Here is a 13,525-nt window from a genome sequence, read left to right on the forward strand (position 1 = left end):
GTTCCGCTTTGCCAAGCAGATTGTTCCACGTGAGGACGAGTTTCCCAATTTGCCAACGACGGTTCGGTTGGCTGCCAGTGATGATAAAGACGACACCACAAACTGGCATGCAGAGGTATTGGCCTTCCTCAACGGACTAAAGGCATCCGGTCGGCTTGCGGACTGGAATCAGGTCGCATTTCTGTTCCGCTCAGTTAAGAACGATAAGGTCGTAGCGCTTGCGCGCTCCCTTGAGAAAAGTGGAATTCCGGTGTTTTCGCCACGCTCGAATATGTTCTTCGAGCGTGAGGAGATTCGCCTGATGATCGGGGCACTGATCTTCTTGTTTCCTCAGTTTTCCAAGGTTCGGGTGTGGGCTGAAGGCGTCACGCTGCCTATCTGGGACTACTACGATCAGTTGTGCTTCAAGGCTTTCACGGACGAGCTGCGTAAACCGGAGAATAAGTCCCTTTTGGATTGGGCCCGCCCGCTGGCCAAGCGCCACCTAGTACTTTCTCAGAACACTGACTACGCTTTCTCGGGCCTGTTCTATGAACTGCTGCAGTTTCCGTTGTTCTCCCGCTTCCTTACCGAAGAGGCCGTACAAGGGGTCGATAAAGGCCGTGCAGCGCGTAACCTTGGCACCTTCTCCAAGCTGCTGACAAAGTTCGAGTATCTGCATTACGTCAGCGTGCTCAATCCAGAGTTTCTGGAAAAGAACCTGTGCGACCTGTTCAACCAGTTTCTGCGCTTCCTGAATGACGGCGGTATTGGTGAATACGAAGATGAGGCCGAATACGCACCCAAGGGGTGTATTTCCTTCCTTACGATCCACCAGTCCAAGGGTCTGGAGTTCCCGGTTGTGGTTTGCGGTTCACTGGAGGCGGTACCTCGCAAGCAGTATGGAGGGCTAGATGTGTTGTTGGAGGATGGCGGCTATCTTTCAAAAGAACGATTTGAGCCGCTTAACCACATCAAAAACTTCGACTTCTGGCGGCTGTTTTATACCGCCTTCTCACGCGCGCAGAACCTGCTGGTGTTGGCTGCGCAGGAGAGGCAGGGACGTGGCAGGTCACCATCGAAGTATTTTGATCGTCTTTTTTACGAGCTGCCAAACTGGCGTGACGTTGATCTATCTGCGCTGACCTACGAAGACGTTAAGCAGATCAATCTCAAGCGCGAATACTCGTTCACTTCCCACATCACCGTGTTTGAGAACTGCGCCGAGCAGTATCGATTCTTCAAAGAGCTGGAGTTCAACCCGATCCGTGCAGGTGCCCAGTTGTTCGGTACCCTCGTCCACCAAACTATCGAGGACATCCATAAGGCAGTCCTGCGAGGGGAAGAGAAGATTGTCACGGTCGACCAGATTCAGTCTTGGTTAAGCGTTAACTACCAGTACCTCTCAAAACGGGAACGGCAATACCTTGCCCCGCAAACGCTGAAGGCTGTGGAAAAACACGTCCTAGGCTATTACGGCCGTGAAAAAGGCAATTGGGACCGCATCAAAGAGGCTGAAGTTGAGATCTCCCTTATCAAGGATCAGTACATCTTGAAGGGCAGTGTTGATCTGATCAGAGGCGAGAATGATACGGTGGAGATTATCGACTTCAAGTCGGAGAAGAAGCCCGACATGGAGAAGGACCGAGAACGCCTACGCCAGTACCAGAGCCAACTTGAGGTCTATGCCCACCTGGTGGAAGAACGCACTGGTCAGAAGGTCAGCCGGATGCATCTGTACTACACGGGGGAGGATGGGGGGAACCCCTATGTGTCCTTTACCAAGGACGATCGGGCTATCGGAAAAACTATCGCTCGGTTCGATGACATTGTGGCGCGCATTGAGCAGCAGGATTACCAAATTCCGGCACGCCCAGCGAAGCGTTGCTTAGAGTGCGATTTGCGTGCTTACTGCGACAACAAGAATTGGAAATTTAGGAAAAACGACTGATGAGACAGAACACGTCTGCGCAAGTGAACCTGCAGCTAGCAACTCCCGATGGCGCTACCACCAACGTCGAAAAATACGAATTCGAGCCGATCAAAGGCTACCCAATGTTGAACTGGCGTGGCAAGCGTCCGTTTACCTCGACGCAGTATTACCCGGCGCAGTTGAAGGAAGTCCATGGCGAAGAGGTAGATGGCTGGCGTAACAAGATTTTCTGGGGTGACAACCTGCAGGTGATGAGTCACCTACTCAAGGAGTTCCGGGGCAAGGTCGATTTGATTTATATCGACCCACCATATGACTCAAAAGCTGAGTACAAGCGGCGTGTGCGCATTAAAGGCAATGTCGCAGAGTCAAATCAAAATTCTTTCGAAGAAAAGCAGTACGGCGATATTTGGTCGAATGATGAGTACCTGCAATTCATGTATGAAAGACTTTGCATACTGAGGGAGCTGCTATCTCCAACAGGATCCATTTACGTTCATTGTGACTGGCATAGATCGCATCACATCAGGTGTGTTCTTGATGAAGTATTTGGGCCAGAGTCATTTAGAAATGAAATCGTATGGAAGAGACGAGGTGGAGTTCTTGCGCAAAGCAAGCAGTATGGCGCTGCGACCGACACGATACTTTTCTATTCGAAGAGCTCTGATTACTTCTTTGATACTCCGCTGGTAAAAGAAGGACAGGAGGACTATGTCGAAGAGCGCTTCTCGAATATTGATTCGGACGGGCGTCGCTATCGCCTTAGTCCTTTGCTAAGCCCATCGTACAGCCCAACGCTTGTCTATGAGTACAAAGGAATTCAGAGTCCACCTAACGGTTGGTCAGTTTCTCCTGACACGATGAAGCGCCTGGACGCCGAGGGCCGACTTGTATTTCCAGAAAAGCCAACAGGCCGAATTCAACGAAAGCAATACTTGGACGAATGGAAAGGAAGCCCAATCCAAAATCTCTGGATTGATATTCCACCTGTTAACCCTGTCGCCGCGGAGCGACTTGATTATCCAACGCAGAAGCCAGAGCGCTTACTTGAGCGAATCATTTCTGCGTCCTGCCCTTCCGGCGGCCTTGTCTTCGACTGCTTCATGGGTTCTGGGACTACACAAGCTGTTGCCATGAAACTAGGCCGCCGCTTCATCGGCGCAGATATCAACCTTGGTGCAATCCAGACGACCACTAAGCGTCTGATCGGTGTTGCTGATAGCCTTCGCCAAAAAGGGCTGGAAGCTGCTTTTAATTGCTTTACCGGCTTCGAGTTGCACAACGTCAACCATTACGACGTCTTCCGCAACCCCATTCAGGCCAAGGAGCTGTTGATTGAGGCGCTAGAGGTACAGAAGCTGGAATTCAGCACCGTGTTCGACGGCGAGAAGGACGGGCGCATGGTCAAGATCATGCCCGTCAATCGGATCGCCACGCGCGCAGATCTGAACGAATTGATCGCCGGATTCGATTACAAGGCGTGGGAGCGTAAGCAGCACGAGTCCCCGAACCGCCCGGTTGAGAAGATCGCCCTCGTCTGCATGGGACACGAGCCGGACTTGGCCGCGCAATTGGAGTTTTCCGCCAAGCCCTTCAAGATCGACGTGGAGGTGGTGGACATCCTGCGCGACAAGGCCGATCTGGAATTCAAGCGCGACTCGCAAGCCAAGGTTTCCATCAAGGATAGCGAGCTGGTCATCGAGAAGTTTTACCCGATGAACTTGCTGCAGAAGCTATCGCTGCAGAAGGAGTCAGTCGAAGACTGGAGGGAGTTGGTAGAGTCGGTTCTGATCGATTGGAACTTCGACGGCGCGGTGCTACAGCCGACTGTGGTAGATATTCCCGGCAAGAACGATATGGTCAAGGGCGTGTACACGGTGCCCGATGATGCAGCCACGATCCGCGTGAAAATCACCGACCTGCTGTCGGAGTCTTGGGAAGGGAGCGTCAGCAATGGCGACTAAGCGCGCGACTGCAAAGGCCAACACGGCCGGCGCGTCGCTTGATTTCGCGTTCTTCCGCTTCCTGTGGCAGTTCTACAAGGACAACAGGGGGACTATCCGAACGCACTACAAGGAGCTGACGCGCAAGTTCCTCGACTTTAATAACCCAGAGAAGAACCCCAAGGCCTTCCTGCGCCAGCCACAGTTCGAAGCGCTGGAAACATATATTTTTCTCAAGGAGTTTCTTGACAACGCTAAGGTCGAGGAGATCTTCAAGACTTGGTACGAGCGTAGTGGCCGATTCGAAGGCCGCAAGTTTGGCTCTTTCTTGGGGACTGCAGGTCAGGAGATGTTCTCGTTTGGGGAGTCTGACGAGCTTGAGCTGAGTTCGTACAAGCTCTTGTTCGAAAAGATGCGCAAGAACTCGCGCGCCTACCCGAACTACATCTTCGCGCTGACGATGGGCACGGGCAAAACCATTCTGATGGCGACGTGTGTCTTCTACGAGTTTTTGCTAGGCAATAAATTTGAAAAGGACGCACGCTATTGTCACAACGCTCTGGTGTTTGCGCCGGATAAGACGGTATTGCAGTCGTTGAAGGAGATCGAGGCGTTTGATTTGACCCGCGTTGTGCCTCCGGAGTACGTCAACTTCTTGACGACGCACTTGCGTTTTCACTATCTAGAAGAGGCGGGCACTTCGCTGGATACATTGGATCGTTCGCGCTTCAACATCATTGTCTCCAATACACAAAAGATCATCCTTAAGCGCCAGCACAAAGACAAGACATCCGTCGACAAGCTGTTCGGCGCGACCGGTGAAACTGTCGCCGCTACTGGTGTCTACGCCGATGCCGCTGACCTCTATAACTTCGATCAGCCCGAGGAAGAGGGAGAGCTGACCACCAACCAGCGCTTTGAAAAGCTGCGCCGCCTGGAACAGTTAGGTATCTTTGTGGACGAGGCACACCACGCCTTCGGTAAGGCGCTGGCCAAGGACATGGGCGTAGGAGCGAAGGAAACGGATACCAGCTTGCGCACCACCATCGACGTTTTGGCCGCTAGCCTGAACGCTGCGGGTACGCGAGTTGTGGCCTGCTATAACTACACCGGTACGCCTTATGTAGGGCGCGAGGTGTTGCCGGAAGTCGTCTATGCCTACGGCCTGAAAGAGGCCATCGACAAGGGCTACCTCAAGAAGGTGACGCTACACGGCTATGCGAATACACGGACCGACGAGTTTATCGACATCGCCATCGAGAGCTTCTTGAAAGAGTCCGGCGAGCTTCGCCCGGAAGGCTTACTGCCAAAGCTGGCATTCTTTGCAGCTACTATTGACGAGCTAACTGGAGAGCTTCGCCCTGCTGTGGAGAGGGCGCTGCTAAAACACGGCATTCCCACCTCGCGTATCTTGGTTAATGTAGGTGACGACAAACTCACTACCAATGACGACATCCGCGAGTTCAATCGGCTTGATACAGAAGGCTCGGAGAAGCAGTTCATCCTGCTGGTCAACAAGGGCCGTGAGGGGTGGAACTGTCGCTCGCTGTTTGGTGTTGGACTATTTCGAGAGCCCAAGTCCAAGGTATTTGTCCTCCAGGCCACGATGCGCTGCCTGCGTGCGATTGGCCAAGCCCAGCATACAGGTCACGTTTTCCTCTCAGATGACAATCTGAACACATTGAACGAAGAGTTGCAGCAAAACTTCCGCATCAGCGCCGACGAGCTGCAGAAAACGGGCAAGGACAAGGAGCGCGTGGAAGTGCGCGTGGTGGAGCCATCCGTCAAGATCAAGCTGGTGCGAGTGCGCAAGCAGTACGAAATGCGCGAGAAGCAACTGGTGGCTGGGCAGGAATTGATGCCCGAGCGGGCAGATAAGCAGAAGTGGGGCGAGATGATCGAGAAGTACCGCTTGATCGAAACGCAGCAGGACGGCCTGACTGCCGCCGACGCGGCGCGTGCCTCCGGCAGTCGCACCTTCGACCTGACCTCGCGCCGAGAAAAGCGGGCCTTCTCGCCGTTATCGCTGGTGGCCGAGGTGTCACGCTATCTCAATCGCAGCCCGCTGGAGATCGAGGAACTGTTGGATGGCACGAAAGAAGGTACCGATGAACTGGTGACCATCATCAACGAGTTCAACGAACTGCTCTACGACAAGATCATCCCGCGCCTATTCCGCCAGCTCTACGACCTGGATGAGTCGCAGCAAACCGAGGAACACGAGGTCGATCTGATCAAGCTGCCTCCGACCGGCTACTACGAGGTGTCGGCGGCCAAGGACAAGATCGTCCGGATGCACGACGCGCAGATCAAAGACGAAGAGCGTGCAAAGAGCTTCCACCTCGACACCTACTGCTTCGACTCTGGCTCAGAGAACTGGTTGTTCTGGGATCTGCTGCGCGAGCAGCGGGTGAAGAAGATCTACTTCACCGGCATGCTGACCCACGGCCAGTCCGATTTCTTCATTCAGTACATCGATCCCGACTCACGCACCGTGCGCAGCTACTACCCAGACTTCATCTTCCAGCGAGAAGAGCCGGATGGCAGCCTGAAGTACGTGATCGTCGAGGTGAAGGCCGACAATCAGATCGAGGACGCCGTGGTGCAGGCAAAGAAAGACTTCGCGCAGCAAATTGCGGTGGCCAGCGGGATGGAATACCGAATTCTCAAGTCGTCCGATGCGGACAAGCGACACTTTAGGGTGTTGCTCTAAAGAGCACGCAACTCAGGGAACCAATAATGGCGACTTTATTGCCCAAAAAGAAACTCTCGAAGTCCAAGCTCTCGCTATATCTGCGTACGCAGTGCGACAAAGAGCTGTACTTATCGTTGTTTAACGTGAGCGCACAGGATATGGCCGCAGCGGGATTGCCCGCACCGCTGAAATCCAGACCAAATGTGCAGCTAGTAACCGGTGCCGGAAACGCATTTGAGAATGCTCAATTTCAGATGCTTGTGGCCAGATTAAGCGGGCATGTCCGTCACGCCCCAAGTTTTAACGATATTGATCTCTTAGTAGAGCTACCTACCGTTACCTCTCCAACTCTGTGCATTCAGCCCGCGATTGAGCCGGAGGCATTCCGGACAAATCTGCTGAACAATCTTGGTGTCTCGTCGGCAGATCAAGCCTCCATCCCTGTACTAGCAGGTATGCGCCCCGACCTTATTCTGGTGGATCAACCAGTGGTGGGTGACTGGGAGGTGCTGCCAAACGGAAGTCGGAAACGCATCGATTCCACAGAGTCGAGGCAAGCGCTATCGGTAATCGACCTGAAGAATGTCACAGAAGGCAACGCTAGCTACGCTGCTGAAGTTTGTCTTTATGCTGTGGTTCTTTCGAACTGGCTTGTCCATCACGGATTGACAGGCAAGTACTACATTTCCGAAAAAATATACCTCTGGACGACACCGTTCCTCGCGGAGTTTGAAGGGCTCTTCAAAGCAGCTCCGACCACACCAAAACCCGCGCTTATCGCGGCCCTGCGAAAGGATCTCGAACGCGAAGCCGTCGATTTCCTTCAGTTTGTACCAAGCGTAAAGAAGTTCTTTGCTCAAGATGTGCCCCGTGTTTTGTCGCGTGGCGACACACTCGGGTGGCAAGCGGTTGATATCCACGTTGGTAGCCGCTGTAATGCATGTGATTGGCTTGGAAATCGCGATTGGTTATCGCCAGTTGATCAGGCTTTTTATGACGCCAACCCCAATCATTACTGTGTTCCTTCTACCAAGGCTTGCGGGCATCTGAGTCAAATCGCGAATTTATCGCGAGGTGCGAGAAAGGTTCTTGAAGCAAATGGCACAAAGGACGTTGCTTCACTCCAAGCATTACCTGCCTCTGACCCGACTCTATCTCGGCACTCGTTCCTCAAAAAGCATAGGAACGGTCTTTCGGGTAAGGCGGGATCTCTAATTACCAATACAAGCAGTCCGGGATTAGCTTCCAAGGTTACTTCGCTCGCAAAAGGGGTGGAGCTTCGAGCATGTGCTGCTGTTACTTTTGATTCCTCTGCCGGGAGGTTAACTGGCATTGGCTTTCGTGCGGATGTTCTTCCACCCTATGAGCATTCGGCAGCCCTAAAACATCTCAAATATGTGGCGTACATGGTGGAGCGCAACACCGACGACGCAGAATGGATCGTTCTAAAACAATTCATTGAAGATTTGGTCGCCAGCGCAGTAGATGCCGCCAAGCATTTAGATCCTGGAAATACAAACCCAAAGTTACCTTACGCCCAGGTTTATTTTTGGGAATACCGACAGTATGAAGAACTTTGCAAAGCCTTCGGACGACATCTTCCACGAATCCTGTCTTTGCCCGACAGCAAACAACGAGCTCTTGCCTGGCTGTTCCCGTCAGATGATCTTCTCGAAAGAGACGACGGTGCGATTTCCCCAGCCATTGTCTTTGTGCAAGATATTGTCGAGCGGGCGATGAACCTACCTGTTGCCCATGTCTACACATTGCTGGCAACGGTTGCTGTGTACCACCATCCTAAACTGCCGCCTATCTCTGGTGTCGATACCTTTTACTCTGAGCCCCTGTCAAACGGGATTCCACGTGAGCGCACATTCGAAATTTGGACAAATACATCTGGCGTAGTCCAATGGGGCAAATCTCACTCTCTACCACTATCAAAGGCGGTGGATCGCTATTGCAGCCACTTGAAGATACTCGCTTACAGTCTCAATTCAATTGTTGCAAAGCTTGATCAAGATTTCAGATCGGCACTTAAGGGCAAAGCCAAACGACTCGAGTTATCTGGTATCGGTACCAAGAAAGGACTCGCTTTCGATTCCCAATTATGGGCTCAATGGAGCTTATTGGAACATGCCACGGCATCGACAGAAGCCGGAGCCGCTTTGGGTGCGTCACATGAAGAACTTGAGGCACGATACGAAGCGATTGTTCTGACTAATATGCTGGCGAACCTAGGAGGTAATCGCTATCGATTCAAGGTGAGCTGTGACTCTCTCGAAGCTAAATTCGATGCCCCTGACCGCTTCCTCACCATCGGCGTTGTTAGCCGCCCAGGCTTTCCTCTTGAGAACGGATTTTCTCTTAATCTGACATCCATTGACCCTTTACTGCAGCCACAAGAGTTGCGCCCAGCGATGCACAAAATCATCAAAGCATCGCTTTTGACTTTTGATCGTGCTGCGGGTGAGGCTGAGGTGGAAATCGCTCCGACCTACAACGGCGTAGCATCAACTTTTAATGCGGTGGTAAACCCCGGTGTCGTCAATATTGCGACCGAACAGCTCTACCTGGTCAAAGGCGCCCCTTGGGATGGAACTGAAGAAATAAAAGAAGTACTAGACGCGATCGGCGACCCGAAACACGCCAAACCAGATCCGAATGCAGTTCGTGCACTTGGAAAATTCGGTAAAACGATCAAGCCTGGAGCTGATGCGCCAACAACTGCTTCTCGCGTTCTATGGGATGCGCCGACTCTTTCAAAAGCAGCATACCGTTCGAATGCAGCGGCAAAAGCGCTCGCTGCAGATGCTTGCAAAATTGCATTGAGGCCTTTAAACACAAGCCAAGTAAGCGCCGTAGAAGGGGCCGCAAAAACGTGCCTGAGTCTCATATGGGGGCCACCTGGTACCGGCAAGACGGATACCCTCGCAGCATTACTTCATGCAGTTATTCGCGAGGCTATTTCTGTAGGGAAAGGGGCAAAGATTCTGGTAACCGGGCCAAATTACCGTGCTGTAGAGGTCTTGGCTGATCGCTTGCTTGATCTATTGGCTAAAGATCCTTCCGCTACATGTGATTTCTTTCGCGCATATTCAAAATCACGTGAACTTCCACCTTCGCCGAGTTTACCGCCACATATCAATGGTCAGAATGTTTCGCTGCAAACTTCTGCAGCTGGCTATAGTGATCTGAGTAACAGTCTGAACACAACCAGTGTCATCACCCTCGTTGCAACATCGGCGCATGCAGCTAAGAAAGTTGCAGCTCTCGCAAACTCTCACGATGTTTTGGCTCCGGTTTTCGATATGGTCGTGATCGATGAAAGTTCTCAGGTCCCAGTTACTCTTGCTCTATTGCCTATCTCGACTTTAAAAGTGGAGAGTCAGCTAGTAGTTGCTGGGGACCCACTGCAGATGCCCCCAATTGCCAGCCTCGATCCTCCGACTGGGTCGGAGTATCTGGTCGGAAGCATTCATTCTTATCTTAAGGAAAGGTTCAAGCTTGCGCAGCTTGAACTGCTGGAAAACTACCGCTCAAATCAATTCATAGTTGACTATGCCCTCACGCTCGGTTATCCGGCCCAGCTGAAAGCTGCTCGCCCGAACCTTAAGTTGAAGGAAGTGACGCCAAGAGCCGCTGCTCTGGCTTCTTTGCCGCCAACACTACCGGTTTCGACTGCTTGGGAACAATTGCTCGATCCCGATAGAGCGGTTTGCACGCTGATACACGAAGATGATACTGCGTCACAAGCAAACCCGGAGGAGGCCAAAATGGTTGCCGCATTGGTATGGGGGCTGTACCGCACCATGTCGGTTGAGCTTGAGCCGTTGCCGTCAGGGAAAGTTCATCAAGCGCCTTCTGAAAACGAACTTTTCGAGCGGGTGGTTGGGATTGTTACACCACACAAAGCTCAGCGCGCCCTCATTCTCAATGAGTTAATGAATTTGTTTCCCACTGTCAGTCGCGACATGATGGCGAACGCCATTGATACTGTTGAGAAATTTCAAGGCGGGCAGCGTCAGACGATCATCGTTTCGTTCGGTGTCGGCGACGTAGACATCATTGAAGGCGAGGAATTTTTCCTGCTGCAATTGGAACGTATAAACGTTTCAGTTTCGCGAGCAGAAGCAAAATGCATTGTTGTGCTTCCGAAGTCGCTTGCATACCACTTGCCATCAGAGAAAAAGACGGTAAAGACAGCCAAAGCTATTAAGTCGTACCTTGAAACATTTTGTAATCAGCGCCAAATGCACGCGGCAAGCTTTGCAGGTGGCGCAACACGAGATGTCGAGGTACGCTGGCACCAGTGATTTTGGCTCGGTTACTTAGGCTCGTTCGACATGAAAATCGAACTCGACGGCGGCGGCAGACTCGGCTTTCATCTGATCTGCTTGCCGCTTGCCGACATCTGCTGATTTCGCCGAACGAGTAGACACCAAGCGCCAATCGACCCCAGACTCCACCAGAGACGCTTTGAAGAGTTTCTTTGCATCCACCTGCGCGGATGGAATTATTCCGAATCGAACGTACATGTGAAGCGACTCGGACGACTCTGCGCTGGTGGCTATGTTTTTCCAGACCTTGCCTAGCGACGCGGCAAATACCTGCTGCCCGCCATGATCGAGTTGCGGTCCAGCTGAGTAGTCTATGCAATCAGTCCCACCCAGAAACCAGTTTCTTAGCCATTGATCTTGAACATACGTCCGCATTCCGTAATAAGGTGGAGATGTGATAACAATCGATGGCGCAGTGCCAAGCGACCGGAATAACTCTTCCGATTGAGCATCACCATGCAAGACTTGAGATATCGAACACGGTGATGCCTCCTCAAGTCCCACCAAGCGTTCGATTTTCCGACGAAGCACGCGAAGCACATCCACCTTCGGTGCTAAAAGATTCCTTTCTCTCCAGAATCTCACTGCGTAGTCAGGCTTTGACGCGTAAGTCCTTGGCATTTGATTTGAAAAATAGCCCGCGTTCTCAACATGTTTCGGAAGAGGGCCATGCAGACATCCAAGTGCGGCAGCCCGCAAAATGGATGATGCGTCTGTCTCGTTCTCGAGTCGGAGCAATCCCTCACGAAGCGCGCAAATATCAAGGAGCGTAGACGGGTGGTACGCCGAACGGAAAAACGGAGTGTCAGGTAAGTTGGCTGGTTCGAATTCTGAGATCAACTCAGCAGCAAGCTCTAGAGGGGCCTCAATGTCACAACTCGCAAGTTTTGCTTTGGCGATTGCAACAGCGACAGGGGAGGAATCAATGCCCCAAGCAGATAATCCGGATTTTCGCGCGGAGAACAGAGTTGTGCCTCGACCACAAAATGGGTCGAGCACAACTGGACTTTCCTTAAGATGTTTTTTGAGCACCCGATTGGGATACTCAAGTGGAAACATCGTAAAGTAAGGGCATATCGCGTTCAGCGCATTTTCTTTATTGTAGGCTAGGGTCACGTTTTGGATGTTTATGTTACTAACAGGACCTCGCGAATTGTGAGTTTACATGGCCCAAGACTTAAATGGGACAAATCTTGACCTGAGCGTAGCCAACCTTCAAAACAGAGGTTTCACCTAGGGGGCGATGCCCTTGCAGGCTAAAGTTCTATTGAAATTGAGCTGCTCCGGGTTTTCCTAGGGGGAGAGATTATGTTGGACTCGACAGGGCCGTCGACTTCTTTCGCACCTTTACGAGCAGGAAGGAGTTTAACATCCCTGATAAATGTTAGGGCTTCAGATGATCTGATCGTTCGACACCTAAACTTGGACTACCCCGCTTTTCTTGGACAAACCGGAGCCTCATTTTGAGGCTGCTTCAAAGACCTCTGGGCTAACCCCACCGAGATGGGAATGCCTTCGGGTTCGGTTGTAAAACGCTTCAATGTAATCGAAGATATCTTCCTTGGCGAGATCGCGCGTTTTGTAGATGCGTTTTTTGATTCGCTCCTTTTTCAAACTGCTAAAAAATGATTCGGCAACAGCGTTGTCCCAGCAGTTTCCACGTCGACTCATGCTGGGCTCAAGCTGGTGGGTTTTACAAAATCTCAACCAATCATCACTGCTGTACTGCGAGCCTTGATCCGAGTGTACAAGCACCTTTCTCTTGGGGCGCCTGCGCCACAAAGCCATCAGCAAAGCATCAAGAACAATTTCTCGATTCAAGGATGGTTTCATTGACCAGCCAACCACTTTGCGTGAATACAAATCCACAACGACTGCCAAATAAAGCCAGCCCTGCCAAGTTCGAACATAGGTAATGTCAGTGACCCAGGCTGTGTCTGGGTCACTGACCGTGAACTCCCGCTCCAATCGATTCGGTGCAATGATGGAGGGCCTGCCAGCAATCGGACGAGGTGCCTTATATCCCCGCAAAGCCTTGATCTGGTTGACTCGCATGATTTTAGCCACACGATGTTTGCCACAAAGCTCACCAGCCTCACGCATGTCTTGAAATACGCGACGCGCTCCATACACGCCGCGACTGGCCAAGTAAGAAGCCCGAATCAATTCCAACAATCGGTGATCTTCAATCGCACGGTCAGAAACAGGTTTGTGAAGCCATGCATAAAATCCAGCCCTGGCAATGCGCAGCACCCTGCACATCGTGGCCACACGAAACTCGTGTTGGTGCTCGTTAATGAATTGGTACTTTACTCGGGCTGGCTTGCAAAGTACCTTGCGGCCTTTTTTAAAATATCTCGCTCCTCTTCGGTACGCCGAAGTTGGGAACGCAATTTCAAAATTTCGCTTTTGGCTTCAAGCAGCTCATTTCTTTGTTGCTCGGTCTCTGTAGGCTTTACCGCGTTGACCCATTTGTACAGGCTGTGCGATGAAACACCCAGTCGCTCAGATACTTCAGCGATTGTGTAACCGCGGTCAATGACCTGTTTGACGGCTTCGTCTTTAAATTCTGGGGTGTACCTTTGTCCACTCATAGTGACTTTCTCCTATGCACGAATATTAGCCGGGAGTTGTCCAC

Annotated in this window: 6 protein-coding genes; 4 read left to right on the top strand and 2 right to left on the bottom strand. The window is 51.8% G+C overall.

The features are described 5' to 3' along the window. The 4 genes from VGE55_RS06415 to VGE55_RS06430 all read left to right on the top strand — a co-directional run. Positions 1-1,930 (top strand): PD-(D/E)XK nuclease family protein (locus VGE55_RS06415; protein WP_331130884.1); only part of this gene is annotated, 1,930 nt, incomplete at its 5' end. After that, positions 1,930-3,876 (top strand): site-specific DNA-methyltransferase, encoded by a 1,947-nt coding sequence (locus VGE55_RS06420; protein ID WP_331130885.1) that lies wholly within the window; start codon positions 1,930-1,932, stop codon positions 3,874-3,876. The genes VGE55_RS06415 and VGE55_RS06420, both read left to right, overlap by 1 nt. Further along, complete coding sequence (locus tag VGE55_RS06425; protein WP_331130886.1) at positions 3,866-6,568, top strand: TnsA endonuclease N-terminal domain-containing protein; 2,703 nt, start codon at positions 3,866-3,868, stop codon at positions 6,566-6,568. Before VGE55_RS06420 ends, VGE55_RS06425 begins: the two co-directional genes overlap by 11 nt. A 26-nt stretch (positions 6,569-6,594) precedes the next feature. Beyond that, the gene (locus VGE55_RS06430) at positions 6,595-10,863 is read left to right on the top strand and encodes an ATP-binding protein (protein WP_331130887.1); all 4,269 of its coding nucleotides are present in this window, start codon (positions 6,595-6,597) and stop codon (positions 10,861-10,863) included. Positions 10,864-10,878: 15 nt separating this feature from the next. Here VGE55_RS06430 and VGE55_RS06435 read toward each other — a convergent pair whose 3' ends face one another. Together VGE55_RS06435 and VGE55_RS06440 are read right to left on the bottom strand one after the other, a co-directional pair. Then, entirely contained in the window at positions 10,879-12,003 is a 1,125-nt protein-coding gene (locus VGE55_RS06435) for a DNA methyltransferase (RefSeq protein WP_331130888.1), read from the bottom strand. A gap of 342 nt (positions 12,004-12,345) precedes the next feature. After that, positions 12,346-13,481, bottom strand: a protein-coding gene (locus VGE55_RS06440) for an IS3 family transposase (protein ID WP_331130889.1) whose coding sequence is annotated in 2 segments (ribosomal slippage) — positions 12,346-13,223 and positions 13,223-13,481 — 1,137 coding nt in all. Because the reading frame shifts where the segments join, the coding sequence is not laid out codon by codon here. Positions 13,482-13,525 lie beyond the last annotated feature (44 nt).

The sequence above is a fragment of the Limnobacter sp. genome (genome assembly GCF_036405155.1).
In the GTDB taxonomy this organism is placed as follows: domain Bacteria; phylum Pseudomonadota; class Gammaproteobacteria; order Burkholderiales; family Burkholderiaceae_B; genus Limnobacter.

Excerpts from the sequence above, each read along its gene's own strand:
- VGE55_RS06420 (WP_331130885.1), top strand. The coding sequence starts at position 1,930 with ATGAGACAGAACACGTCTGCGCAAGTGAACCTGCAGCTAGCAACTCCC.
- VGE55_RS06425 (WP_331130886.1), top strand. The coding sequence starts at position 3,866 with ATGGCGACTAAGCGCGCGACTGCAAAGGCCAACACGGCCGGCGCGTCG.
- VGE55_RS06430 (WP_331130887.1), top strand. The coding sequence starts at position 6,595 with ATGGCGACTTTATTGCCCAAAAAGAAACTCTCGAAGTCCAAGCTCTCG.